The organism is Oryzisolibacter propanilivorax, from assembly GCF_900103645.1.
Lineage (GTDB): Bacteria > Pseudomonadota > Gammaproteobacteria > Burkholderiales > Burkholderiaceae_C > Melaminivora > Melaminivora propanilivorax.
On record NZ_FNHP01000001.1, the window covers coordinates 557,921 to 583,548 of the forward strand.

At 67.3% G+C, this 25,628-nt stretch carries 23 protein-coding genes; 11 read left to right on the forward strand and 12 right to left on the reverse strand.

What is annotated here, in order from left to right; all coding sequences use genetic code 11:
• Window positions 1-123: 123 nt before the first annotated feature.
• The 7 genes from BLQ61_RS02455 to BLQ61_RS02485 all read right to left on the reverse strand — a co-directional run bounded on the left by BLQ61_RS02455 (window position 124) and on the right by BLQ61_RS02485 (window position 9,446).
• Window positions 124-1,191 (reverse strand): serine hydrolase, encoded by a 1,068-nt coding sequence (locus BLQ61_RS02455; RefSeq protein ID WP_425415596.1) that lies wholly within the window; start codon window positions 1,189-1,191, stop codon window positions 124-126.
• Between the two features lie 147 nt (window positions 1,192-1,338).
• Complete coding sequence (locus tag BLQ61_RS02460; RefSeq protein ID WP_091566282.1) at window positions 1,339-2,877, reverse strand: 2-isopropylmalate synthase; 1,539 nt, start codon at window positions 2,875-2,877, stop codon at window positions 1,339-1,341.
• Between the two features lie 67 nt (window positions 2,878-2,944).
• Complete coding sequence (gene leuA / locus BLQ61_RS02465; RefSeq protein WP_091566284.1) at window positions 2,945-4,666, reverse strand: 2-isopropylmalate synthase; 1,722 nt, start codon at window positions 4,664-4,666, stop codon at window positions 2,945-2,947.
• 199 nt (window positions 4,667-4,865) lie between these two features.
• Window positions 4,866-5,699: a CDP-diacylglycerol--serine O-phosphatidyltransferase gene (gene pssA / locus BLQ61_RS02470; RefSeq protein ID WP_091566285.1), complete on the reverse strand. Its 834-nt coding sequence runs from the start codon at window positions 5,697-5,699 to the stop codon at window positions 4,866-4,868.
• Between the two features lie 182 nt (window positions 5,700-5,881).
• Complete coding sequence (ilvC, locus tag BLQ61_RS02475) at window positions 5,882-6,898, reverse strand: ketol-acid reductoisomerase (protein WP_091566287.1); 1,017 nt, start codon at window positions 6,896-6,898, stop codon at window positions 5,882-5,884.
• Between the two features lie 56 nt (window positions 6,899-6,954).
• Window positions 6,955-7,446: an acetolactate synthase small subunit gene (ilvN, locus tag BLQ61_RS02480; protein WP_091566289.1), complete on the reverse strand. Its 492-nt coding sequence runs from the start codon at window positions 7,444-7,446 to the stop codon at window positions 6,955-6,957.
• Window positions 7,447-7,646: 200 nt separating this feature from the next.
• On the reverse strand, window positions 7,647-9,446 hold the full coding sequence (locus tag BLQ61_RS02485; RefSeq protein WP_091566291.1) for an acetolactate synthase 3 catalytic subunit: 1,800 nt from the start codon (window positions 9,444-9,446) through the stop codon (window positions 7,647-7,649).
• 304 nt (window positions 9,447-9,750) lie between these two features.
• Between BLQ61_RS02485 and BLQ61_RS02490 the strand changes: the two genes are divergently transcribed.
• The 6 genes from BLQ61_RS02490 to BLQ61_RS02515 are packed head-to-tail and all read left to right on the forward strand — an operon-like array spanning window position 9,751 to window position 13,269.
• Entirely contained in the window at window positions 9,751-10,320 is a 570-nt protein-coding gene (locus tag BLQ61_RS02490; RefSeq protein WP_091566293.1) for an RNA polymerase sigma factor, read from the forward strand.
• Window positions 10,317-10,793 (forward strand): DUF3619 family protein, encoded by a 477-nt coding sequence (locus BLQ61_RS02495; RefSeq protein ID WP_091566296.1) that lies wholly within the window; start codon window positions 10,317-10,319, stop codon window positions 10,791-10,793. Before BLQ61_RS02490 ends, BLQ61_RS02495 begins: the two co-directional genes overlap by 4 nt.
• A gap of 29 nt (window positions 10,794-10,822) precedes the next feature.
• Entirely contained in the window at window positions 10,823-11,677 is an 855-nt protein-coding gene (locus BLQ61_RS02500; protein ID WP_091566298.1) for a DUF3106 domain-containing protein, read from the forward strand.
• A 33-nt stretch (window positions 11,678-11,710) separates the two neighbouring features.
• Complete coding sequence (locus BLQ61_RS02505; RefSeq protein ID WP_091566300.1) at window positions 11,711-12,277, forward strand: RDD family protein; 567 nt, start codon at window positions 11,711-11,713, stop codon at window positions 12,275-12,277.
• Window positions 12,270-12,680 (forward strand): diacylglycerol kinase, encoded by a 411-nt coding sequence (locus tag BLQ61_RS02510; RefSeq protein ID WP_245703787.1) that lies wholly within the window; start codon window positions 12,270-12,272, stop codon window positions 12,678-12,680. The genes BLQ61_RS02505 and BLQ61_RS02510 overlap by 8 nt, the downstream gene beginning before the upstream one ends.
• Window positions 12,673-13,269 (forward strand): LOG family protein, encoded by a 597-nt coding sequence (locus BLQ61_RS02515; RefSeq protein ID WP_091566305.1) that lies wholly within the window; start codon window positions 12,673-12,675, stop codon window positions 13,267-13,269. The genes BLQ61_RS02510 and BLQ61_RS02515 overlap by 8 nt, the downstream gene beginning before the upstream one ends.
• A gap of 3 nt (window positions 13,270-13,272) precedes the next feature.
• Here BLQ61_RS02515 and BLQ61_RS02520 read toward each other — a convergent pair whose 3' ends face one another.
• A complete protein-coding gene (locus tag BLQ61_RS02520) occupies window positions 13,273-13,611 on the reverse strand; it encodes a P-II family nitrogen regulator (RefSeq protein ID WP_091566307.1) in 339 nt (112 codons plus the stop codon).
• Window positions 13,612-13,984: 373 nt separating this feature from the next.
• Here BLQ61_RS02520 and BLQ61_RS02525 point away from each other — a divergent pair, with 373 nt between their 5' ends.
• Entirely contained in the window at window positions 13,985-15,208 is a 1,224-nt protein-coding gene (locus BLQ61_RS02525; RefSeq protein ID WP_175488199.1) for a GNAT family N-acetyltransferase, read from the forward strand.
• A gap of 45 nt (window positions 15,209-15,253) precedes the next feature.
• Here BLQ61_RS02525 and BLQ61_RS02530 read toward each other — a convergent pair whose 3' ends face one another.
• Together BLQ61_RS02530 and ppa are read right to left on the reverse strand one after the other, a co-directional pair.
• Window positions 15,254-15,754 carry a chemotaxis protein CheW gene (locus tag BLQ61_RS02530; RefSeq protein ID WP_091566311.1) on the reverse strand — a complete coding sequence of 167 codons (501 nt, stop codon included), beginning with the start codon at window positions 15,752-15,754 and terminating at the stop codon, window positions 15,254-15,256.
• A gap of 176 nt (window positions 15,755-15,930) precedes the next feature.
• On the reverse strand, window positions 15,931-16,473 hold the full coding sequence (gene ppa / locus BLQ61_RS02535; RefSeq protein WP_091566313.1) for an inorganic diphosphatase: 543 nt from the start codon (window positions 16,471-16,473) through the stop codon (window positions 15,931-15,933).
• A gap of 226 nt (window positions 16,474-16,699) precedes the next feature.
• Here ppa and BLQ61_RS02540 point away from each other — a divergent pair, with 226 nt between their 5' ends.
• A complete protein-coding gene (locus tag BLQ61_RS02540; RefSeq protein WP_091566316.1) occupies window positions 16,700-18,778 on the forward strand; it encodes a sodium-translocating pyrophosphatase in 2,079 nt (692 codons plus the stop codon).
• A 112-nt stretch (window positions 18,779-18,890) separates the two neighbouring features.
• Complete coding sequence (locus BLQ61_RS02545; protein WP_091566318.1) at window positions 18,891-20,324, forward strand: aldehyde dehydrogenase family protein; 1,434 nt, start codon at window positions 18,891-18,893, stop codon at window positions 20,322-20,324.
• Window positions 20,325-20,411: 87 nt separating this feature from the next.
• Here BLQ61_RS02545 and BLQ61_RS02550 read toward each other — a convergent pair whose 3' ends face one another.
• Complete coding sequence (locus tag BLQ61_RS02550) at window positions 20,412-21,251, reverse strand: type IV pili methyl-accepting chemotaxis transducer N-terminal domain-containing protein (RefSeq protein WP_091566320.1); 840 nt, start codon at window positions 21,249-21,251, stop codon at window positions 20,412-20,414.
• Between the two features lie 170 nt (window positions 21,252-21,421).
• Between BLQ61_RS02550 and moaA the strand changes: the two genes are divergently transcribed.
• Together moaA and mobA are read left to right on the forward strand one after the other, a co-directional pair.
• The gene (moaA, locus tag BLQ61_RS02555) at window positions 21,422-22,567 is read left to right on the forward strand and encodes a GTP 3',8-cyclase MoaA (protein WP_091566322.1); all 1,146 of its coding nucleotides are present in this window, start codon (window positions 21,422-21,424) and stop codon (window positions 22,565-22,567) included.
• 50 nt (window positions 22,568-22,617) lie between these two features.
• On the forward strand, window positions 22,618-23,235 hold the full coding sequence (gene mobA, locus BLQ61_RS02560) for a molybdenum cofactor guanylyltransferase MobA (protein WP_281218489.1): 618 nt from the start codon (window positions 22,618-22,620) through the stop codon (window positions 23,233-23,235).
• Between the two features lie 71 nt (window positions 23,236-23,306).
• Here the strand turns inward: mobA and BLQ61_RS02565 are convergent, their stop codons facing one another.
• Window positions 23,307-25,496 (reverse strand): polysaccharide deacetylase family protein, encoded by a 2,190-nt coding sequence (locus BLQ61_RS02565; protein WP_175488189.1) that lies wholly within the window; start codon window positions 25,494-25,496, stop codon window positions 23,307-23,309.
• Window positions 25,497-25,628: the final 132 nt, after the last annotated feature.

A 25,628-nucleotide genomic window follows, 5' to 3' on the forward strand; every position in this document is an offset into this window, starting at 1 on the left:
CTGCGGCCGCCCCGCTCCACCCACGGGCACATGAAAAATGCCGCGGGGCATGCGCCCGGCGGCAGAGTTGAATCAAAGCGGAAAAGATGACGGCCGCCGGCATGACCCGGCGTGCCCTGCCCGTCAGGGGCGCAGCGAGGTCTGGCCCGCGGCGATCAGTGCATTGCCGGCCGGCTGCATGCCTTCCACCCACGAGCGCACGCGCTCGGCGTCGCCCAGGCGGCTGAATTTGCCGGCCGAATCCAGGAATACCATGATCAGCTTGCGCCCGGAGACCTGGGCCTGCATGACCAGGCAGCGCCCAGCCTCGGAGATGTAGCCGGTCTTTTGCAGGCCGATGTCCCACGCCGGGCTCTTCACCAGACGGTTGGTGTTGTTGTACTGCAGCGTGCGGCTGCCCACGGCAACCTCGTGTCCGGGCGAGGTGGACAGCTCGCGCACCAGCGCGTTGCCGTGCGCCACGTTCACCAACGTAGCCAGGTCGTGGGCGCTGGACTGGTTCTGGCTGGACAGGCCGGTCGGCTCGACATAGCGCGTGTCCATCATGCCCAGCAGCTTGGCCTTGTCGTTCATGCGCTGCACGAAGGCCGACAGCCCGCCGGGAAAGGTGCGGCCCAGGGCGTGCGCGGCGCGGTTCTCGCTGGACATCAGCGCCAGGTGCAGCAGCTCGCCGCGCGACAGCGTCGTGCCCACGCGCAGGCGCGAACTGCTGTGCTTTTCCGTGTCCACGTCGTCCTGAGTGATGGTGATCAGCTCGTCCATCGGCAGGTGCGCCTCGGAGATCAGCAGACCGGTCATCAGCTTGGTCAGCGAGGCGATGGGCAGCACGGCGCGATCGTTCTTGCTCAGCAGCACCTCCTTGGTGTCCTGATCCATGACCAAGGCCACGCTGGAGGCGAGGTCGAGCGGATCGCTGACCTTGTGCAGGCCGGCGATCTGCCCGAAGGACAGGCGCGCCGGCGCCACCGCTGCCACGGCCCGCACCGGGGCGCGCACGCTGCGTGCCGAAGCCCGCGCCACCACCTTGGTCGTGCCCTTGCGCGGGGCGCGGGCCGCCGACGGTGCCGCAGCACGCTTGGCCACGGCCGAGGCCACGGGTTTCTTGGCCGGAGCCTGCTTGCGCTGTACCGCCTGGGCGTCGGGCGCCGTCAGGGCCACCGTGAGGGCGGCCAGAGCCGCGAAATGCAACATGCGAGGGGCGAGTGGCAGGCGCGCAGGCATCAATTTGCTCCAAACCGAAAGAACTGTGCGGCAGTGTACAGAAAGCGAAAAAGCCGCGCAAGATCAATGTCTTGCACGGCTTCGCTCACGTTACACTTGAGGTGGCTGGAGTGTACTTCAGCCCTGCGCCGCAACCCTTTCGGATTTGCTTTGCAATTTGTTCAGGGCGCTCAAGTATGCCTTGGCCGAGGCCACGATGATGTCCGGATCGGCCCCTACGCCGTTGACCACGCGGCCCGCGCTCTGCAGGCGCACCGTCACTTCGCCCTGGCTCTCGGTCGAGCCGCTGATGGCGTTGACCGAATACAGCACCATGTCGGCACCGCTGTGCACGTGCGCCTCGATGGCTTTGAGCGATGCGTCCACCGGGCCGTTGCCCTCGGCGCCGCTTTTCACCTCGCGGCCGTCCACCGTGAAGACGATCTCGGCGTGCGGGCGCTCGCCCGTCTCGCTGCGCTGCGACAGGGACACGAAGCCGAACTGCTCCTTCTCGCCGCTCAGGCTCTCGTCGCTGACCAGCGCCAGGATGTCCTCGTCGAAGATCTCGCTCTTCCTGTCGGCCAGCTCCTTGAAGCGGGTGAACGCGGCGTTGATCTCGCTTTCGCTCTCCAGCTCCACGCCCAGTTCCTGCAGGCGCTGCTTGAAGGCGTTGCGCCCGGACAGCTTGCCCAGCACGATCTTGTTGGCGCTCCAGCCCACGTCCTCGGCGCGCATGATCTCGTAGGTGTCGCGCGCCTTGAGCACGCCGTCCTGGTGGATGCCCGAGGCATGCGCGAAGGCATTGGCGCCCACCACCGCCTTGTTCGGCTGCACCACGAAGCCGGTGGTCTGGCTGACCATGCGGCTGGCAGCGACGATGTGCTGGGTGTCGATGTTGACGTCCAGCCCGAAGTAGTCGCGGCGTGTCTTCACGGCCATCACGACTTCTTCGAGCGAGCAGTTGCCGGCGCGCTCGCCCAGGCCGTTGATGGTGCACTCCACCTGGCGCGCGCCGCCGATCTTCACCCCGGCCAGCGAGTTGGCCACGGCCATTCCCAGGTCGTTGTGGCAATGCACGCTCCAGATCGCCTTGTCGCTGTTCGGGATGCGCTCGCGCAGGTTCTTGATGAAGTTGCCGTACAGCTCGGGAATGGCGTAGCCCACGGTGTCGGGCACGTTGATGGTCGTCGCACCCTCGGCGATCACCGCCTCGATCACGCGGCACAGAAAGTCGGGGTCGCTGCGGTAGCCGTCCTCGGGGCTGAACTCGATGTCTTCCAGCAGGTTGCGAGCGAAGCGCACCGACTGCTTCGCCTGCTCCAGCACCTGCTCGGGCGTCATGCGCAGCTTCTTTTCCATGTGCAGCGCGCTGGTGGCGATGAAGGTGTGGATGCGCGCGCGGCTGGCGTCCTTGAGCGCCTCAGCGGCGCGGGCAATGTCGCGGTCGTTGGCGCGCGACAGCGAGCAGATGGTCGAATCCTTCACGACACGGGCAATGGCCTGCACGCACTCGAAGTCGCCGTTGGAGCTGGCGGCGAAGCCCGCCTCGATCACATCCACCTTCAGGCGCTCGAGCTGGCGCGCGATGCGCAGCTTCTCGTCGCGCGTCATGCTGGCGCCGGGCGACTGTTCGCCGTCGCGCAAGGTGGTGTCGAAAATGATGAGCTGATCTGCCATGGTGGTTCTCCGTGCCAATGCGTTCGGGGGTTGTTTTCAGATTTGCCAAGGGTTCGGGGCCGGTAATTTACGCGACCTGCAAAGCCTGCGGCGCGGCGTGCGGCCTCGGCTGCTGCCCGCGCACAGCGCGCTGCAGGGCTGACACCACAGCGCGCAGCGCGGCACCGACGATGTCGTGCTCCAGGCCCACGCCGAAGACCGGCCGGCCATCGTCCACGCGCAGCTCGACATAGGCCGCGGCGCGTGCATCGCCGCCGACCGAACCGGTCCCGCCGATGGCGTGTTCCTGATAGTCCAGCACGCGGATGGCGTGGCCGGTGGCGGCGCCCAGCGCGTTCACGAAGGCGTCGATCGGGCCATTGCCGCTGCCCTGCAGCGCGAGCTCGCGGCCCTGCCACTGAAGGCTGGCGCGCAACTCGGTCTGTGCGCCACCCTGCGCGCTGGTGCCGGCGGTGATTTGGCGCTGCTGCAGCACCGGCGTGCCGTCCAGCGCATATTCGCTACTGAACAGCGTCCACAGATCGGCAGCAGACAACTCCTTGCCCTGCACGTCCATGGCACGCTGCACCACCTGGCTGAATTCGATCTGCAAGCGGCGCGGCAGCTGCACGCCGTATTCGGCCTCCAGCAGATAGGCGATGCCACCCTTGCCCGACTGGCTGTTGACGCGGATCACCGCCTCATAGCTGCGGCCCAGGTCCTTCGGGTCAATGGGCAGGTAGGGGATGGCCCAAACGTCGCCCTCGCGGCCCGCGGCGAAGGCCTTCTTGATGGCGTCCTGGTGCGAGCCCGAGAACGAGGTGTAGACCAAATCGCCCGCATACGGATGGCGCGCCGGCACCGGCAGCTGGTTGCAGTGCTCGACTTCGGCGCGGATGGCATCGATGTCGGAAAAGTCGAGCCCGGGCGCCACGCCCTGCACATACAGATTCAGCGCGACGTTGACGATGTCCAGGTTTCCGGTGCGCTCGCCATTGCCGAACAGGCAGCCTTCCACCCGGTGCGCGCCGGCCATCAGGGCCAGCTCGGCGGCTGCAGTGCCGGTGCCGCGGTCGTTGTGCGGATGCACCGACAGCACCACCTCGGGCCGGTCGGCAAAGCACCGCGCCATCCATTCGATCTGGTCGGCGAAGACGTTGGGCGTGGCGGCCTCCACCGTCGTCGGCAGGTTCAGGATGATGGGGCGGCCCGTGCCCCAGGCGGCGATCGCCGTCTCGCAGGCCTGCCGCGACACGTCCAGCTCGGCTAGGCTGAAGGTCTCGGGCGAATACTGCAGCACCCACTCGGTCCCGGGCTGCGCATCGGTCAGCGCGCGCACCTGGCGCACGTGGCGCTCGACCAATGCCATGACCTGGAGCACCGACATGCCGAACACCACCTCGCGCCACAGCGGTGCCACGGCGTTGTAGACATGCACGATGGCGCGGCGCGCGCCGGCAAGCGACTGCACCGTGCGCTCGATCAACTCCTCCCGTGCCGGCGTCATGACTTGGATGGTCACATCGTGCGGAATGCGGTCCTCATCGATCAGCTGGCGCACGAAGTCCCACTCGACCTGCGAGGCGGCGGGGAAGCCGACTTCGATCTCCTTGAAGCCGATGCGCACCAGCAGTTCGAACATGCGCAGCTTGCGCGCGAGGTCCATGGGCTCGATCAGCGCCTGGTTGCCGTCCCGCAGGTCGGTGGACAGCCAGCGCGGCGCGCGCGTGATCTGCGCATCGGGCCAGGTGCGGTCCCTGAGCGCGACGGGGGCGAAGGGACGGTACTTGGCGGCAGGATTGTGGAGCATGGTGTGGGTGTCCGATCAAGATGTGGGAAGAACCACCAGCAACCTGCATGCATACAAAAACGGCCCGTTGCTGGTGCAAACGGGCCGAAGAAGTAGGGATGGAAGCCTGAACTAACGCGCGCTACTTTGCCTGCCCGTGGGACATCGGTAGTAGGGCTAGCGACAGCAAATGCATGGCGGCCACTTTAGCACAGCCCATTCAGTCGTGCAGCCCGCGCTCGTCGGGCTCGTCGGTGGAGGTGCTGATGACGCTGGTGTGCTGGCCGCGCGACTTGCGCCAGGCATACACGCCGTAGCCCGACAGCCCATACAGCACGAACACGGCGAACAGCACGCTGGGCGGGTCGATGTTGATGACGGCGATGCCCAGCGCGATCAGCACGATGGCGGCAAACGGCACGCTCTTCTTCAGCTGCACGTCCTTGAAGCTGTAGAACGGCACGTTGGTCACCATGGTCAGACCGGCATACAGCGTGGTGGCGAACATGATCCAGGTCACCGCGTCCCAGCTCAGCCAGCCGTCGTAACCCGGCCGCACGCCGGCGTCGGTCAGCAGCCAGATGAAGCCGGCGACAAGCGCCGCGGCCGCGGGCGACGGCAGGCCCTGAAACCAGCGCTTGTCCACCACGCTAGTGTTGACGTTGAAGCGCGCCAGGCGCAGCGCGGCGCAGGCGCAGTACACGAACGAAGCGATCCAGCCCCAGCGCCCCAGTCCCTGCAGCGCGAAGATGTAGGCCACCAGCGCCGGGGCGGCGCCGAAGGAGACCATGTCCGAGAGCGAGTCCATCTGCTCGCCGAACGCGCTCTGCGTGTTGGTCATGCGCGCCACCCGCCCGTCCAGGCTGTCGAGCACCATGGCGCAGAACACGCCCACCGCCGCCTGGTCGAAGCGGCCGTTCACCGCCATGACGATGGCGTAGAAGCCACCGAACAGCGCCGCCAACGTGAACAGGTTGGGCAGGATGTAGATGCCCTTGCGGCGCTTGCGCACCAGCACGCCACGCTCTGCGCCGGCGCCATTGCCTTCATGCATCAAATCGACCTCCAGCCCTTTAAAGACATAGGCATCCAGCTATGGTTTTGATAGTTCCACCGATTCGGCGGAAAAGCCCCGCAGTGTAGCCGCGCACCGCCAAGCAAAAAGGCCACCGAGGTGGCCTTGGAAGTGCGCCGGGCGCCCGCACGCGACGGGCAGCCCGGGTGCCTTGTGGAAGATCAGTTGCGCGTCTGGTCGACCAGCTTGTTCTTGGCGATCCAGGGCATCATGGCGCGCAGCTTGCCGCCCACGACTTCGATGCTGTGGTCGGCCAGGTTGCGGCGGCGGGCGGTCATGGAAGGATAGTTCAGGCGGCCTTCCTGGATGAACATCTTGGCGTACTCGCCGTCCTGGATGCGCTTGAGCGCGTTGCGCATGGCCTTGCGCGACTCTTCGTTGATGACCTCGGGGCCTGTCACGTACTCGCCGTACTCCGCGTTGTTGGAGATCGAGTAGTTCATGTTGGCGATGCCGCCTTCATAAATCAGGTCGACGATCAGCTTGAGCTCGTGCAGGCACTCGAAGTAGGCCATCTCGGGCGCATAGCCGGCTTCGACCAGCGTCTCGTAGCCCATCTTGATGAGCTCGACCGCGCCGCCGCACAGCACGGCCTGCTCGCCGAACAGGTCGGTCTCGGTCTCTTCCTTGAAGGTGGTCTCGATGATGCCGGCCTTGCCGCCGCCGTTGGCCATGGCATAGCTCAGCGCCAGGTCGCGCGCCTTGCCCGACTTGTCCTGGTGCACAGCCACCAGGTGCGGCACGCCGCCGCCCTGGCTGTAGGTGTTGCGCACGGTGTGGCCGGGGGCCTTGGGGGCGACCATCCACACGTCCAGGTCGGCGCGCGGCACGACCTGGTTGTAGTGCACGTTGAAGCCGTGCGCGAAGGCCAGCGACGCGCCCTGCTTGATGTTCGGCTCGACGTTGTTCTTGTACACGTCGCCGATCTGCTCGTCGGGCAGCAGAATCATGACCACGTCGGCGGCCTTGACGGCGTCGTTGACTTCCATGACGTTCAGGCCGGCCTTGCCGACCTTGTCCCAGGACGCGCCGCCCTTGCGCAGGCCGACCACCACCTTCACGCCGCTGTCGTTCAGGTTCTGGGCGTGTGCGTGGCCCTGGCTGCCGTAGCCGATGATGGCCACGGTCTTGCCCTTGATCAGGGAGAGGTCACAGTCCTTGTCGTAGAAAACTTTCATGGGAAAAACGAGCTCCGTTGGGGTGTTGGTTGAATGAAAGAAAACAGGCGATTGTCCTACACACGCAGGATGCGTTCGCCCCGCCCGATGCCGCTGGCGCCGGTGCGCACGGTTTCCAGAATGCAGGTGCGGTCGATGGCGTGCAGGAAGGCGTCGTTCTTGGCCTGGTCGCCGGTGACCTCGATGGTGTAGCTCTTCTCGGTCACGTCGATGATGCGGCCGCGGAAGATGTCGGCCATGCGCTTCATCTCCTCGCGCTCCTTGCCCACCGCGCGCACCTTGACCATCATCAGTTCGCGCTCGGTGTACGAGCCCTCGGTCAGGTCGACCACCTTGACCACCTCGATCAGGCGGTTCAGGTGCTTGGTGATCTGCTCGATGACGTCGTCCGAGCCCGTGGTCTGGATGGTCATGCGCGACAGCGACGGGTCCTCGGTGGGCGCCACGGTCAGCGATTCGATGTTGTAGCCCCGTGCGGAGAACAGCCCGACGACGCGCGACAGCGCGCCCGCCTCGTTCTCGATCAGGACAGCGATGATGTGTTTCATGGGAATGCAGGCTCCTCTTTTTGCGACGACAGCACGATCAACAAGTGGTCGCAGAAAACTGTCGTTTTTCACTGCCCTCCCCTGGCGCCGGTAAGCGCCAGGCTTGGCAGGCAATAGATTCGTCAGTGGGGAAAAATGACAGCTATCGAAAATATAGCTGAAGGCCCTTGCAACACAAGGGCCAGAGGCCAATTTCGTGCTTACAGGTCTTCCGACCCCAGCAGCATCTCGGTGATGCCCTTGCCGGCCTGCACCATCGGGAACACGTTCTCGGTGGGGTCGGTGCGGAAGTCCATGAAGACTGTGCGGTCCTTCAGCTTGCGCGCCTCGCGCAGTGCCGGCTCGACGTCCTGCGGCCGCTCGATCAGCATGCCCACATGGCCATAAGCCTCGGCCAGCTTCACGAAGTTGGGCAGCGCGTCCATGTAGCTGTGGCTGTAGCGGCCGGAGTACTCGATCTCCTGCCACTGGCGCACCATGCCCAGGTAGCGGTTGTTCAGCGACACCACCTTGATCGGGGTGTTGTACTGCAGGCAGGTGGACAGCTCCTGGATGTTCATCTGCACCGAACCCTCGCCGGTGATGCAGAACACCTCGGAATCAGGCTTGGCCAGCTTGATGCCCATGGCGTAGGGAATACCCACGCCCATGGTGCCCAGACCGCCCGAGTTGATCCAGCGGCGCGGCTCGTCGAAGCGGTAGTACTGCGCGGCCCACATCTGGTGCTGGCCGACGTCGGAGGTGATGTAGGTCTCCTCGCCGCGGGTCATGTTCCACAGCGTCTCGACCACATACTGCGGCTTGATGACTTCGGTGTTGCCGCGGTCGTACTTCAGGCAGTCGCGGCTGCGCCAGGCCTCGATCTGCTCCCACCAGGCCGACAGCGCGCCGGCGTCGGGCCGCACGGTGCTTTCGCGGATCATGGAGATCAGCTCGTTCAGCACGTCCTTAACGTCGCCCACGATCGGGATGTCGACCTTCACGCGCTTGGAGATCGACGAGGGGTCGATGTCCACGTGGATGATCTTGCGCTCGTTCTGCGCGAAGTGCTTGGGGTTGCCGATCACGCGGTCGTCGAAGCGCGCGCCCACGGCCAGCAGCACGTCGCAGTGCTGCATGGCGTTGTTCGCCTCCACCGTGCCGTGCATGCCGGGCATGCCGAGGAACTTGCGGTCGGACGCAGGATAGGCGCCCAGGCCCATCAGCGTGTTGGTGACCGGGTAGCCCAGCATGTCCACCAGCGTGCGCAGCTCTTGGCAAGCGTTGCCCAGCAGGATGCCGCCGCCGGTATAAATGTAGGGCCGCTTGGCGGTCAGCAGCAGCTGCAGCGCCTTGCGGATCTGGCCGGCGTGGCCCTTTTTCACCGGGTTGTACGAGCGCATCTCGACGCTGGCCGGATAGCCATGCCAGGGCGTCTTCTTGAACGACACGTCCTTCGGGATGTCCACCACCACCGGGCCGGGACGGCCGGTGCGCGCCACGTGGAAGGCTTTCTTGAGCGTCAGCGCCAGGTCGCGCACGTCCTTGACCAGGAAGTTGTGCTTGACGATGGGACGCGTGATGCCGACGGTGTCGCACTCCTGGAAGGCGTCTAGCCCGATCGCGGGCGTAGGCACCTGGCCGGAGATGATGACCATGGGAATGGAGTCCATGTACGCCGTGGCAATGCCGGTGACCGCGTTGGTCAGGCCGGGGCCGGAGGTGACCAGCGCGACACCCACCTCGCCGGTGGCGCGCGCGAAGCCGTCGGCGGCATGCACCGCTGCCTGCTCATGGCGCACCAGCACGTGCTGGATGCTGTCCTGGCGGTACAGCGCGTCATAGATGTAGAGCACCGCACCGCCGGGGTAGCCCCACATGTACTGCACGCCTTCGGCCTGCAGGCACTGCACGAGGATGTCAGCGCCCATCAGTTCCTGGGGCGCGCTGGCGGAAGCGGGGGGAGTTTGGCTGCCGGTGGCGGCAGCTGCCGATGCGATTTCGGCCTTGGAGATATCCATGATCAACCTTTGCGATTTTCTCTGACGAAAAACCTTGGGTGCCCCTCGCGCCAGCTCTTGTGAAGCCGCCTTGGGACTTGAGGCCCAGGCCATGGGCGCATTCGATGCCGCGCCGGACCGGGACCCGTTTGCCTGTTGGGAATCGTGCGATTATTGCACTGCAATAAGACGGCAGGCGTGCCGCCGGCATTAAATTTCGGGTACCGATGAGATAATTGCAGGCTTTCAGCCACAGGTGCGCGCTTGGCCTTCGTTGCAACGCTGCTGCACCGCAGTCTGCCCCGCAAACGGGGCCCGCCCTTTTTTGGCCACCGAGCAAGAGCTGTCCGATTTCCTCAAGAGCGTCGACAAGCGTGCCTTCAAGCGCACGCTCTACCATGTGCGCAATGAGGAATCGGCACTGGACATCGTCCAGGACAGCATGTTGAAGCTGGCCGAGCATTACGGCGACAAGCCGCCGGGCGAGCTGCCGATGCTGTTTCAGCGCATCCTCACCAACAGCACGCTGGACTGGTTTCGCCGGCAGAAGACGCGCAACGCGGTGTTCACCAGCATGAGCGACTTCGAGCGCACCGGCGACGACGGCTCGGACTTCGACCTGCTGGAAGTGCATGCCGGCGCCAGCGACGGCGAGGCCGCGCAAAGTGCCGAGGACCAGGTGCGTCGCCGCCAGACGCTGCGCAACATAGAAACCGAGATCCAGGCGCTGCCGGCGCGTCAACGCGAGGCTTTCCTGCTCCGTTACTGGGAGGAACTGGACGTCGCCGAGACCGCAGCCGCCATGGGGTGCTCGGAAGGCAGCGTCAAGACCCATTGTTTTCGCGCCGTGCAGACCTTGAGCCGTGTATTGAAGGCCAAAGGAATCGAGCTATGACCCGCCCTCCCGAGCCCTCCGCAGAATCCACCCTGGCGGGCGACGCCTATGCGCGCCGTATCGCCGCCCGCCTGACCGAAGGCAGCACCGACCTGCCCCACGACATCACCGAGCGCCTGCGCGCCGCACGCATACAGGCGCTGGCGCGGCGCAAGCGTGCCGTGGCGCTGGCCCCGGCGGTGCGCCATGCGCCTCAGACACAGATCGTGCACCTGGGTGGCGGCGCGGCCGCGCTGAGCGGCATGCCGGGCGGCGATCAGTCGCGCGGTGGCTGGTGGCGCGCATGGGCTTCCGCCGTGCCACTGCTGGCGCTGCTGGGCGGGCTGGTATTCATCAACCTGTCGCAGGATGACAGCCTGGCCAGCGAGCTGGCCGAAGTCGATGCGGCGCTGCTGGCGGATGATTTGCCGCCGTCCGCCTATGCCGATCCGGGTTTCGTGCAATATTTGCGGGTGACGGCGCCTGCCCGCTGACCGACGGGCCAGCCGCCAATCTGCCCTGCATGCCTGCTTCGCCACCTTCTTCCCCCTTCCTGTCCAACGTGCCAGCCATCGTGCTGGCATTGGTGCTTCTGGGCGCCTTCGCCGTCACCGGGCTGCGCGCGGCGGTCTGGCTGCGCACGGCGCCCAGCACGCCGCTGCCGCTCCAGGCGCTGCCGGAAAACCGTCACCGGCCGGCTGGTGAGGCCCCCATTGCGCTCCGACGCGAGTCAGGGCCGGCATGGAGCGAGTTGACGACCGCGCAAAAAGAGGCTCTGTATCCGCTGGTCGACCGCTGGAGCCTGCTCAGCGAGCTGCAAAAGCGCCACTGGTTGAAACTTGCCGCCGGCTTTGCCGCGCTGGCGCCCGATGAGCAGCAGAAATGGCTGGTGCGCCTGACCGACTGGGCCAGCCTGAGCGCACAGCAGCGCAGCCAGGCACGCCTGAACTATGCCGCCACCAGCCGCCTGGCACCGGACAGCAAGCGCGCCAAATGGGAGGCGTACCAGGCCTTGAGCGAGGAAGAGCGCAAGCGGCTGGCCGCCAAGGCGGCGCCGCGTCCGCCCACGGGTGCTGCGCCCGCGGTGCGCGGCAGCGCCAAGAAGCTGGCGCATGTACCTGCCGCCAGCGCCGCCCCGGCCACGCTGCCCAACCCCCCAAAGATTCCGCGTCCCAGCGTGCAGCATGTGCCGCAGGCCCTGCCGGTACCGCCCCCTGCGCTGGCGCCGGCACCGCCTCCCGTTGTGGTAGAAACCAAGCCGGTCGAGACGCCGTCCGCCCGCCCCACGGCCTTGCCGCCACTGCTTCTGGAGGAGACTGCGCCTGCGCCCGAGCCGCCCATCAGCGGCAGCATGGAGCCGGTGCATCCTCCGCAGTGACACGCGCGCAGGGTCGCTCGTAGCCACTTCCCTATGTCTTCTTCTTCCCTGCCGGAGCAGGTCCCACCTCCGGGCGCGAATGCCGCTCCATGCGCAGCCAGCGCGCTGATGGCGCCCCCGCTGCGCCGGCGCATGGCGTGCTGGCTGTACGAGGGCATGCTGATGTTCGGCGTGGTCTTCATCGCTGGCTACCTGTTCAGCACCTTGACCCAAATGCGCCACGCGCTGGACAACCGGCATGCGCTGCAGGCCTTCCTGTTCGTGGTCTTCGGCATCTACTTCTCTTGGTTCTGGTCACGCGGTCACACCCTGGCCATGAAGACCTGGCACATCCGCGTGGTCGACCGCCACGGATGCGCCATCAGCCAGCGCCGCGCCCTGGCACGCTATGCGCTGAGCTGGCTGTGGTTCCTGCCGCCGCTGGCGCTGGTCGCGCCATTCCAGCTGTCCGCCGCCGAGGTGGCGGTGCTGATGCTCGGCTGGGTCGCGATCTGGGCAGTCCTGAGCCGATTCCATCCCGAACAGCAGTTCTGGCACGATGCCCTGGCCGGCACGCGGCTGGTGCACTATGAAGCACGACGGGCGCCACGCCGTGGCTGAACCCTGCGACCAGAACAACGCCGCAGCGCGCCACAAGCGCCGTACCGGCCTGACCCGGCTGCTGCACGCCGGCCGGCACTCGTTGCACGGCCTGCGTGACGGCTGGGGCGAAAAAGCCTTCCGGCTCGAAGCCTGCCTGGCGCTGCTGCTGCTGCTGCTGGCGCTGTGGCTGGGCCGCGACTGGGTGCAGGTGCTGTTGTTGACGGGCTGCGTGGTGCTGGTGCTGGTCGTGGAGCTGCTGAACTCGGCCATCGAAGCCGCCATCGACCGCATCGGACCACAGTGGCACGAACTGTCACGCCGCGCCAAGGACATGGGCAGCGCTGCCGTGCTGCTCAGCCTGCTGCTGTGTGCCGGGGCTTTTGGTGCGGCGCTTTTTCACAGGATTGCCTTGCATGGCTGACGTCGCCTTTTCCGTCTGTGTCTACCTGGGCTCCCGCCCGGGCCAGAACCCGCGTTTCGCCGCCGCCGCCACGGCCGTCGGCCAGTTCATCGGTCGGCACGGTGGCCAGCTGGTATACGGCGGCGGGCGCAGCGGCCTGATGGGAACCGTGGCCGAAGCCACGCGGCTGGCCGGGGGCCGTGTGGTCGGCGTGATCCCGCAGTCGCTGGTGGACAAGGAACTGGCCAACCACCAGTGCGACGAACTGCACATCGTCGGCACCATGCACGAGCGCAAGGCCATGATGGCCGAGCGCAGCGATGCCTTCATCGCCCTGCCTGGCGGCATCGGCACGCTGGAAGAGCTGTTCGAGGTCTGGACTTGGCGCCAGCTGGGCTACCACGACAAGCCCGTCGGCGTGCTCGACGTGGACGGCTACTACGAATCGTTGCTGGCCTTCCTGCGCCACTGTGTCGACAACGCGCTGATGGGCGAGTGGCAGATGGGGCTGGTCAGCGTCGGGCAAGATGCCGACGCCTTGATGGCCGAGCTGGTGCAGCAGGCCGGCATAGCGCGCCAGGCGGCGGTGCCGCTGCGCAGCCGCATCTGAGGTTCAGATCGCCGCTTCGTCCAGTTCGCCGGTACGGATGCGCACCACACGCTCGACGGCGGTGACGAAGATCTTGCCATCGCCGATGCGCCCGGTACGCGCGGCGGCGACGATGGCGTCCACGCAGCGCTCCACGTCGTTTTGCTTGACGACGACTTCGATTTTCACCTTCGGCAGGAAATCCACCACGTATTCCGCACCGCGGTACAGCTCGGTATGGCCCTTTTGCCGCCCGAATCCCTTGACCTCGGTCACCGTCAGGCCAGTCACACCGCATTCGGCCAATGCCTCGCGCACCTCTTCCAGCTTGAAGGGCTTGATGACGGCGCTGATCATGTGCATGGCTTAAGGCTCCAGGGGCAGGGTTGGAATGGCGTAGCGGGCAAAGCCGCACGATTATGCGCGCCAGCCGCACCAGGCTGGCGGCGGTTATCCCCGGCAACTCTGGACAGACCTGTGGACAACCTGCGCAAGCGCCTGCACTGCTGATGCAAGCCATTGATTCACAAGGCATGCACCGTCTGTGCCTGTTTTTTGTGCAATTGCGTGATCGTGGGTGAAAGCGCAGCGCCAAGACCCCGCGTCGGCCGGTGCCGGGCCACGCTCCTATCATGAGCACCCGCTCCGCAGGTCCCTGGCGCATGCCGTTGCGCCAGCCTGCCCGGCGCGCCTGCGTTGCGGTGTTCCATCCTTCCTGGAGATCCGTGTGTCCGTCATTCCCCTGTCCGATCCTTCCCTGGCCGCCGAGACCGGATACCAGCTGGTGCTGTCGGGCAGTGCCGGAGAACTCGACGGGGACGCCTGGGATGCCCTGCTGGTGCGGCAGCGCCAGCCCACGCCCTTCATGCGCCATGCCTATCTCGCGGCCCTGCAGGACAGCGCCAGCGCCTGCCCGGCCAGCGGTTGGGAGCCCACCTATTTCACTTTGTGGCAGGGCGACGTGCTGCACGGCGCCTGCGTGGCCTATGTCAAGAGCCACTCGTATGGCGAATATGTGTTCGACTGGGCCTGGGCGCGCGCCTATGAGCAGCATGGCCTGGCCTACTACCCGAAGGCGGTGCTGGCCGTGCCCTTCACGCCCGTGCCCGGCACTCGCCTGCTGGCGCTGGACGACGCGGCACGCGGCGCGCTGCTGCATACGGTGCTGGGCTGGGCACAGCAGCGGCGCCTGTCGTCCCTGCACCTGCTGTTCGGCGCCGACGAGGACATCGCCGCCGCGCAGTCCCGTGGCCTGCTGCTGCGCCACGGCGTGCAGTTCCACTGGCACAACGTCCGTGCCGACGGCACCGGCCGCCTGCGCGACTTTGACGAATTCCTGGCCGGGCTGAACCAAGAAAAGCGCAAGAAGATTCGCCAGGAGCGCCGGCGCGTGCACCAGTCAGGCGTCAGCTTCGTCGCGCTGCAAGGCAGCCAGATCAGCGCGCAGGACTGGGAATTTTTCTACCGCTGCTACGAGCGTACCTATCTCGAGCATGGCAATCGTCCATACCTGACGCGCGACTTCTTCACCCGCATGGCGGCGCAGCTGCCACAGGCATGGCTGATGTTCGTTGCCCGGAAGGACGGCCGCGCCATTGCCACCAGCCTGGTGGCACTTGGCGAGGAGCCGGCGGACACGGCCGGCGGTGCGCTGCAGACGGTGGCCTATGGCCGCTACTGGGGCGCTCTGGAACGGGTGGACTGCCTGCACTTCGAGGCCTGTTACTACCAGCCCATCGAATGGTGCATTGCCCACGGCGTGCGGCGTTTCGAAGGTGGCGCGCAGGGGGAGCACAAGATGGCGCGCGCCCTGCTGCCGGAGCCCACTGCCAGCGCGCATTGGCTGGCGCATCCGGCCTTCGCCGAGGCGGTCGAGCGCTTCCTGCAGCGGGAAGGAGAAGGCGTGGCGCAGTACCTGCAGGAACTGCATGAACGCAGCCCGCTGCGCCGGCAGGACTGACCAACGCTTCAGGCTCAGGCTGGCGCCGGCGGGTGTGGTTGTCGCTCAGCCGCCGGTGACGACGCCATGGATCAGCCCCATCTCGGTGCGGCTGAGCAGCGCTTCGATATCCACCACGATCAGCATGCGCTCGCCTACCGTGGCGATGCCGCGCACGAAGGACGCATCCACCGGTCCATGGAACTGCGGCGCCGGCTTGATGGCGTCGGCCGCCAGCGCGACCACGTCGGCCACCGCGTCCACCACCGCGCCCAGCACCGTGCCGCCGACATTCAGGATGATGACCACCGTGAAATCGGTGTACTCGGCCGGGCAGCCCAGCTTCAGCCGCAGGTCGACGATCGGCACGATCACGCCGCGCAGGTCGATCACACCCTTGATGAACTCCGGCGCATGCGCCAGCCGCGTGGGCTGCTCGTAGGAGCGGATTTCCTGCACGCGCAGGATGTCGATGCCGTACTCCTCCTGGCCCAGGCGGAAGGTGAGGTATTCGGCCATCTTGGTGGTGGCGGCGGCAGGGGAACGCTGGGCGGACGAGGCGAGCATGGCGCAGGACTCCTGGAGATGGAAAGCGTCGGGGCGAAAAGGCCCGGAGCATAGCAGCCGGGCGTTACGTATTTTGACAATTGGCCTCGCGGCCCTGCCCCGCCTTGGCGCTTGTCAACATTATTGGCTGCAGGCCCTTGTAGGTGAAGGGCCTGCAGCTATGCTAACAATAGCAATCAGCCCTGCTGCTGACTCTTGGCGTAGTTGGCCACGCCGTCGGTGATTTCCTTGTGCGCGGCCTCGACGCCGTCCCAGCCCAGCACCTTGACCCACTTGCCCTCCTCCAGGTCCTTGTAGTGCTCGAAAAAGTGCGTGATGGCCTTCAGGCGCATCGGGTTCACGTCCTCCACGGTCTTCCAGTTCTCGTACATCTTCAGGATCTTGGTGGTGGGCACGGCCAGCACCTTGCCGTCCACGCCGGCCTCGTCCTCCATCTTCAGGATGCCGAGCGCGCGGCAGGGCACGACCACGCCGGGCAGCAGCGGGTACGGGGTGATGACCAGCACGTCGACCGGGTCGCCGTCGCCCGACAGCGTCTGCGGCACGTAGCCGTAGTTGCACGGGTAGTACATAGCCACGGTGAGAAAGCGGTCCACGAAGACTGCGCCGGATTCCTTGTCCACCTCGTACTTGATGGGATCGGACTCGGCCGGGATTTCGACGACGACGTTGAAGGTTTCGGGCAGCTTGTTGCCGGGGCTGACGTGGTTCAGGGACATGGGAAGGTCGTAGAGGGATGGAAAAAAGCCAGCCGGCCCGCTGCACGCAGGGGCCGGCTCGGGGGCGATTTTAGGCGTTTACCCCTTGCTGCCAGCTTGCAGCGGCGCACTACAGTCAAGGCCGTTGGCCAATCGTCTCCGCCTGGCGGGCACGAGGAAGCAACGCCGGGCAGGTCCAGCTCCCGCGTTGCGCCTGCCGTCTTGTGCACATCAACGAAAGACAGGCATGCATCCAACGACCGCACTTCACTCTCCCCTTGTCCTGGCGCTGGCCTGCGGGCTGATCGCCGTGGCCTACGGCATCTGGGCACGCAACTGGATCCTGGCGCAGGGCGCCGGCAACGCCCGCATGCAGGAGATCGCCAGCGCCATCCAACAGGGCGCGGCGGCCTACCTGGCGCGCCAGTACACGGCCATCGCCTTGGTCGGCGTGCTGCTGGCGCTGCTCATCGGCGTATTCCTGGACTTGCTCACGGCTGCTGGCTTCGTGATGGGCGCGCTGCTGTCGGGCGCCTGCGGCTTCATCGGCATGAACGTCTCGGTGCGCGCCAATGTGCGCACTGCGCAGGCAGCCACGCAGGGCATGGCAGCGGCACTGCAGGTGGCGTTCCGGGGCGGCGCCATCACCGGCATGCTGGTAGTGGGCCTGGGCCTGCTGGGCGTGGCCGGCTTTGCCTGGCTGCTGCTGGCGCGCGCGCCGGCCAGCAGCACGCTGGCGGCCACGCTGGATCCGCTGATCGGCTTCGCCTTCGGCTCGTCCTTGATCTCCATCTTCGCGCGGCTGGGCGGTGGCATCTTCACCAAGGGCGCCGACGTGGGCGCCGACCTGGTCGGCAAGGTCGAGGCCGGCATCCCCGAGGACGACCCGCGCAACCCGGCGGTGATCGCCGACAACGTGGGCGACAACGTCGGCGACTGCGCCGGCATGGCGGCCGACCTGTTCGAGACCTATGCGGTGACGCTGATCGCCACCATGGTGCTGGGCGCGCTGCTGGTGACCGGCGCGCCGGGCGCGGCGGTGGCCTATCCGCTGGCGCTGGGCGCGGTATCGATCCTGGCGTCCATCGTCGGCTGCTTCTTCGTGCGGGCCCGTCCCGGCATGACCAACGTGATGCCGGCGCTGTACCGCGGTCTGGCGGTGGCCGGCGTGCTGTCGCTGGTCGCGTTCTGGTTCGTCACCGCCTGGCTGGTGCCCGACGACGCGCTGGGCGGCACCGGCGCGCAGGGGCGGCTGTTCGGCGCCTGTGCCACCGGGCTGGTGCTCACGGCGGCGCTGGTGTGGATCACCGAGTTCTATACCGGCACGCAGTACGCGCCGGTGCGCCACATCGCGCAGGCCTCGACCACCGGGCATGGCACCAACGTCATTGCCGGCCTGGGCGTGTCGATGCGCTCCACCGCCTGGCCGGTGCTGTTCGTGTGCCTGGCGATCATCGCCTCGCACGCGCTCGCCGGGCTGTACGGCGTGGCGGTGGCGGCGATGTCGATGCTGTCCATGGCCGGCATCGTGGTGGCGCTGGACGCCTACGGCCCGATCACCGACAACGCCGGCGGCATCGCCGAGATGGCCGAGCTGCCCTCCGCCGTGCGCGACGTGACCGACCCGCTGGACGCCGTCGGCAACACCACCAAGGCGGTCACCAAGGGCTACGCCATCGGCTCGGCCGGCCTGGCGGCGCTGGTGCTGTTCGCCGACTACACGCACAAGCTGGACGGCCTGGGCCAGTCGATCCGCTTCGACCTGTCCGATCCGCTGGTCATCGTCGGGCTATTCATCGGCGGCCTGATTCCCTACCTGTTCGGCGCCATGGCGATGGAGGCGGTGGGTCGCGCCGCCGGCGCCGTGGTGGTCGAGGTGCGGCGGCAGTTCGCCGAGATCCCCGGCATCATGGCCGGCACGGCGCGCCCCGAGTACGGCCGCGCGGTGGGCATGCTGACGGGCGCGGCCATCCGCGAAATGGTCGTGCCCAGCCTGCTGCCGGTGGTCGCGCCCATCGTCGTCGGGCTGCTGCTGGGCCCGCGGGCGCTCGGCGGGCTGCTGATGGGCACCATCGTCACCGGGCTGTTCGTGGCGATTTCCATGTGCACCGGCGGCGGCGCCTGGGACAACGCCAAGAAGTACATCGAGGACGGCCACCACGGCGGCAAGGGCAGCGAGGCGCACAAGGCCGCCGTCACCGGCGACACCGTGGGCGACCCGTACAAGGACACGGCCGGCCCGGCGGTGAACCCCTTGATCAAGATCATCAACATCGTCGCGCTGCTGATCGTGCCGCTGGTGGTGCGCTTCCACGGCGGCGCCTGATTGCTATGCAATGAATAGCTGAAGGCCCTTTAATCATATAGGCCAGGGCCCGTTTTGGCCCCATGTCGCGCTCGGCACGGCATGCACGCTGCCGGCGGCGCACAATGCGCCCATGCAGCTTCATTTCATCGCCAACGGGGGCGTGGCCTCCACCAGTGGCCGCACCATCGCGGTGATTGATCCGTCGGATGGCCAGCCCTTCGACGAGATCCAGCGCGGCACGCCCGAGGACATCGACGCCGCGGTGCAGGCCGCGCGCCAGTGTTTCGACAGCGTCTGGGGCCGCACCGCGCCGGCCGAGCGCGGGCGGGTGCTGATGCGCCTGTCGATGCTGGTCACGCAGCATGCCGACGAGCTGGCCACGCTGGAGCAGCGCGACTGCGGCAAGCCCACGCGCCAAGCGCGCGCCGACGCGCTGGCGCTGGCGCGCTACTTCGAGTTCTACGCCGGCGCCTGCGACAAGCTGCATGGCGAGACCATCCCCTACCAGGAAGGCTTCAGCGTGCTGACCTGGCGCGAGCCGCACGGCGTGACCGGCCACATCGTGCCGTGGAACTACCCGATGCAGATCTTCGGGCGCTGCGTTGGCGCGGCGCTGGCCGCCGGCAACGTCTGCGTGGTCAAGCCGTCCGAGGACGCCTGCCTGTCGCTGCTACGCGTGGCGCGGCTGGCGGCCGAGGCCGGCCTGCCGGCCGGTGCCCTGAACGTCGTCACCGGCTACGGCCACGAGGTGGGCGAGGCGCTGGCGCGCCACCCCGATGTGCAGCACCTGAGCTTCACCGGCAGCCCGCGCGTGGGCACGCTGATTGCCCAGGCCGCCGCCGAGCGCCACTGCCCGGTGACGCTGGAGCTGGGCGGCAAGAGTCCGCAGATCGTCTTCGCCGACGCCGACCTGGATGCGGCCGTGCCATCCCTGGTGAACGCCATCGTGCAGAACGCCGGCCAGACCTGCTCCGCCGGCTCGCGCGTGCTGATCGAGCAGCCGATCTACGAGCCGCTGCTGGAGCGCCTGGCGCAGGCCTTCGAGGCGCTGCGCGTCGGCCCGGCGGCGATGGACCTGGACCTGGGGCCGCTGATCCGCCAGAGCCAGCAGCAGCGCGTGTGGGATTTTTTGTCGGACGCGCAGGTCGCCGGCATCCCCGTGCTGGCGCAGGGCACGGTGGTCGACGAGGCGCCCGAGACCGGCTTCTACCAAGCTCCGACGCTGCTGCGCGACGTGCCGCCGCAGCACCGCCTGGCACAGGAAGAAATCTTCGGCCCGGTGCTGGCTGCCATGCCGTTCGACGGCGAGGAGCAGGCCATGCAGCTGGCCAACGGCACGCGCTACGGCCTGGTGGCCGGCGTGTGGACGCGCGACGGCGCGCGCCAGCTGCGCATGGCGCGGCGGCTGGCGTCCGGCCAGGTGTTCGTCAACAACTATGGCGCTGGCGGTGGCGTGGAGCTGCCGTTTGGCGGCGTCAAGTCCAGCGGCCACGGGCGCGAGAAGGGCTTTGAGGCGCTGTACGGCTTCACCACGCTGAAGACGGTGGCGATCCGCCATGGCTGAGGTGCCTGGACAGGGTACCGGATGCTATTGAAGCGATAGCTTAAGGCCGTTATTTCATAAGGGCCATTGCGGCTTTTGGCTTGAAAATCAGCCGAGCACGTCGCGCAGTGCCCCCTCGTACAGGCCGGTCAGCTCATCCATCACCTGCAGCAAGCGCTCGCTGGTGCTGGCCACGTCGTCCAGCCCGCGCGCGTCCGGCGCGCGCTTGAGCGCCGCCTGGAAGAACATCCACTGCCCGCGGCCCAGCTCCAGCGCGGCGCGGATCGCCGGCGTGCTGATGGGCGCGGCGTCCAGCTGTGCCAGGGCGCGTTCGAACTCCGCCGCATCGTCCCGCATCTGCCGGCGCCCAGCGTCGCTGCCCAGGCCCGCAGCCGCCAGGCCGTAGTGCCGCGCCAGCCGCTGCGACAACATGCGCTGGCGCCCGGCGGTGTTCACTAGGCGCGCCGACGGGGCCTGGGCGAGTTGCTCCAGCGCCTGCGTTGCCTGGTCGGCGCTGGCCAGCAGGTGGTCGGCCTGCTTGCCGACCACCTGCCAGGTGTCGCGCGTCGGCGCCTGGGCCAGCAGCGCGTCCAGCTGACCGGCGGCCTGCTGCACCTCGACCAGCAGGCGCACCACGGCCGGTGGCCAGCCTTGGCCGTCCAGCGCGCGCAGGCCATCGCGCAGCTGCTTGCGCACTCCTTCCAGCAAGTCGCGCGAGCGCGCCGGCCCCACCTGCAGCACCAGCAGCCCATAGACCTTGGCGGCACGCTGCGACAGCGCCCGGTAGCGGGCGGTGATGTTGATGGCCGTGGCCAGTGCCAGCCGCGCCTGTGCCGACAGCGGCACCAGCGTGGGCCACAGCAATGCACCGGCAGCCATGCGTAGCAGGACACGCCGGCTGGAAGGTGCGCCGGACAGGCGGTGACGTGCCGGGCGGCGGATCGACATACGAAGCGGGCGGGAATAGCGCATGCACGCGATTGTCTGGACCAGCGCCCAACCGGCGGTTGATCAGCGTCACACGGCTCACGCTCCGACACGCCTCAAAAAATTGATGCACGTCAAGCACAAAGGCCCTGCTCCACGCCGCTCCACGGCGCCTGCGGCACAATTTGCCCATGGCCGAACGCGTCATCCCCATCGTGGACCATCGGGCGCCGGTCCTCAGCCCGTCCCGCTTCACCCAAGCCCCGTCTCCGGCACCCAGCGGCACCCTGCTGGACGCGCGCGGCCGGCCGCTGCGCGACCTGCGCATCAGCGTGACCGACCGCTGCAACTTCCGCTGCAGCTACTGCATGCCCAAGGAAGTCTTCGACAAGCACTACCAGTACCTGCCGCATGGCGACCTGCTGAGCTTCGAGGAGATCACGCGCATCTCGCGCCTGTTCCTGGCGCATGGCGTGCGCAAGCTGCGCCTGACCGGCGGCGAACCGCTGTTGCGCAAGCACCTGGAGCGGCTGGTCGAGCAGCTGGCCCTGCTGCGCACCGTGGACGGGCGCGCGCCCGACCTGACGCTGACCACCAACGGCTCGCTGCTGGCGCGCAAGGCGCGCGCCCTCAAGGACGCCGGCCTGTCACGCGTCACCGTCAGCCTGGACAGTTTGCAGGACGAGGTGTTCCGGCGCATGAACGACATGGACTTCCCGGTGCGGGCGGTGCTGGACGGCATCGAGGCCGCGCACGCCGTGGGGCTGGAGCACATCAAGGTCAACATGGTCGTCAAGCGCGGCACCAACGACCACGAGATCCTGCCCATGGCGCGGCACTTCCGCGGCACCGGCATCACGCTGCGTTTCATCGAATACATGGACGTGGGCGCCACCAACGGCTGGCGCATGGACGAGGTGCTGCCCTCGGCGCAGGTCATCGAGCGTCTGACGGCCGAGCTGCCGCTGGTGCCGCTGGCCGCCACCGCGCCGGGCGAGACCGCCAAGCGCTGGGGCTGGGCTGGCGCGGACGGCCGGCACGACCCCTCGCTGGGCGAGATCGGCGTCATCAGCAGCGTCACCCAGGCGTTCTGCGGCGATTGCAACCGCGCCCGCCTGTCCATGGAGGGGCGGCTGTACCTGTGCCTGTTCGCCTCCCAGGGCTGGGACCTGCGCGGCCTGCTGCGCGGCGGCGCCAGCGACGCCGAGGTGGAGGCGGCCATTACTGGCATCTGGGGGCAGCGCGAGGACCGCTACTCCGAGTTGCGCGCCAGCCTGCCGGCAGATACGGCGCAGACCGGCAAGCGCCGCATTGAGATGAGCTACATCGGCGGCTGACGACTTTCGTGCCTAGCTTTGCGCCTATTGCCGCCCATGACATCACCGCCTTGGTCCTAGCCGGCGGGCGCGGCAGCCGCATGGGAGGCGTGGACAAGGGACTGCAGCTGTTTCGCGGCGTGCCGCTAGCGTTGCATGCCGCGCGGCGCGTGCGGCCCCAGGTGGCCAGCGTCATGCTGAGCGCCAATCGCCATCTCCCTGAATACGCCGCTTGGGGCATGCCCGTGTGGCCCGACACCGACGGCAGTTTCGCTGGACCGCTGGCCGGCATCGCCGCCGGGCTGGCGCACTGCTCGACCCCGTGGATGCTCACTGTGCCGTGCGATACGCCGTTGTTTCCTCAGGACCTGGCCGCACGCCTTGCGCAGGCCGCGCAGCAGGCCAGGGCTCCCGTCGCCATGGCTGCGGCGCCACAGCCCGAACGCGATGGGCCGCTCCGGCTGCGCACCCACGCCGTGTTCTGCCTGGTGTCGGTAGCGCTGCATGAAGATCTGGAGGTTTTCCTGCGCGCGGGCGGGCGCCGTGTGCAGCAGTGGAGCGGGCAGCATGGCTGCGCCATCGCGGCGTTCGACCGCCCGGGAGACGATCCCCAGGCCTTTGCCAATGCCAACACGCTGGAGCAGCTGCAAGAGCTGCACCGGCAGGATGGAGCTGCCAGGGCCCCCTGAGTCTGGGCAGCTGGCCCGATCGCTCTAGTGCCGGATTGGCGCGGGCGGTCGGACGGTCCCGCTCTGCCGCTTCAGCTACCGCTGTAGGCAGGATTGATCTTGACCTTGAAGTTCATCGCGCCGACGGCCTTGGCCTTGACCAGCCAGTACGCTCCTCCATTCGCCACTGCGGCGCCTGACACGTTGGTGGGCTTGAGGTAGCGGTCCTTCGGCAATATCCACACCATTTCATCCAGGCTGGTCGGGTGTGCGGCCGTGATACGGCTGGTCTGCGCGTCCAGGCGAGCCTCACTCCAGACAACCTGGTTGCGCTTGTCCATGAAGTCCGCCAGGCGTTCGATCGAATACCATTTGAATTTCGCCTTCCCCTTGCTGTTGGCATAGGCAATCAGCCCCTTCATGACGTCCATCCAGTCGGCCGCCCCCGGCGGATGGGCATAGACCATCCGCGCGGTGTTCTGTGCGATGTCGAAGTCGATCAGCGCCTGGTACCAACCCAGCACGTCTGTTTTCGGAACGTTGAAGTCCTGGAACTCCTCGAACGTCGCGTAGTTGCCAAAGGGCGTCACGGGAGAAACCCATAGACGGGGGTTCAGCAGGGCCCCGTCGCGGTACTGGCGCGTGACGCCCAGACCCGTGTGCCCACCGAAATACGCGCCGACAACGCCCTGGCTCTCCAGCCACGTCATGGCCCACGTGGGATTGTTGCCTTGGGGCGCGGAGTAGTCGCGGCTGGGGCGGCCGATGGCATTGGCCACCGCACGGCGGTTCTCCACCAGGTACGGCAGGAACTGCGTTTCGTTGGTTTCGTTGGCGTTGTTGCCGTAATAGTCGTGGATCCAGCCCCCGTGAGAACCCACCGAATGCCCGAGCGCGACCATGCGCTGCAGGAACGCCCGTGCGGTGGGGTTATGGTCCAGGTCAAATCCGGCGCCGTCGCCGATGGTGATCGTGTCAGGGCCAGCTGTCATGTGCATCGAAGTGCCGGCGTTCTTGAAGATGCCCGCTTTTTCCAGCGCCAGCATCGGCGCCTGCGCGGCCTTGGAGTCGAGGTGCCAGTTGAAGGTGATGCCAGGAACAGCCTTGGGCATGGCCGACAGGCGGATGCCGTCCAGCACGTTCTTCACGAAGTAGCCCAGGAACCCGTGCATCGGCAGCGCGTCTGTGCGGCCCTTCAGGTAGGTCAGTGGCAGGTTGACGAACATCACCTGGCCTGCGCCGTAGTGGTTGACGCCTGCCACCAGACCGAAGTCAGGCGACGTCGCCAGCGTGGTGCCAAGGTAGTCACCTTCCGTCTGGTAAGTAGGATAGATCAGATAGCCCAGCAGGTAACCACTGTATGCATGGCGCTCGTCGGGGCCTGTGTCGGTGGCCGCCTTGGGCCACAGCGCATCCTGAGCGTCGGCGCCCTTGTCTATCTCGTCATCCGCGGCTACCAGCGGGCGGCTCGTGGACGAGGTCAGCGCAACCCGCGTGGAACGCGTCGGAGCTGCCCCCTTGAACGCCCTGCCGTAGCGGATCTTGACCGTGCGCGCGGGCTTTGCACTGGCGCCTGCGCGTTCGCGTTGTGAGTAGGACGGCAGCATCTGGAACTGCTGGGGATCGAATCCCCGCGCGCCCCCCGGGTCGGACACGCTGGGCGCCAGGTACAGCGACTCGTGCTCGGCGACGCCCGCCGCGTCGAGAAGCGGTATGCCTCGATCGCTGGCCGCCGCACGCGCCTTGCCCTGGAGGGAGGGCGTCGCTTCCGAAACTCCAGCCGACGAGCGTGCTGCCTGGGCATCGGGTGGGTAGGCTGCCGACTTGCCCGGCGGCACTAGCAACTCGCGCAGCGTGCTGCGCATGGCCGTCACCGGCCCCAGGCCCGTGGTCTTGTCCAGGTACTTGTCGTAGAGGATGTAGTCGACCCCTGCCAAGTCGCTCAGGCGCGACTTCGGAATTGGGAACACCGGCACGCCGTCGCCATTTAACGTCAGGGCGGCGAAGTCGAACGTCAGGAACGTCTTGCCCCCCGCCTGGGTGTAGGCCCGCACGGCAGCCACAAGTTCGTCGGTGCCGATGGCGTGGATCGAGTCGGGCAGCACCAAGCCGGCATAGCCCAGGGCGCCCGCGGTGCCCATGGACAGGAACTGCGAGTCCGTGACGACCGCGGTGCGCGCTCCGACTTCCGAGGTGGCATCCAGCCAGGCGGTTACACCCGGATCGGATGGCGAGAGAGCATCCGGGATGAGCAGCATGAGCTGCCCGGGATCGGCAGCCACCGCGGGTACGGCGGCAGGCGCAGCGGGCGGCGCATCCAACGACGCCGCAGCCAGTCGGCGCGTGGCGACCGGCACTCTTTCGCCAGGCGGCGGCGAGGAGGGAACTTCTACTGCCGCTCCTACCAGGGGTGC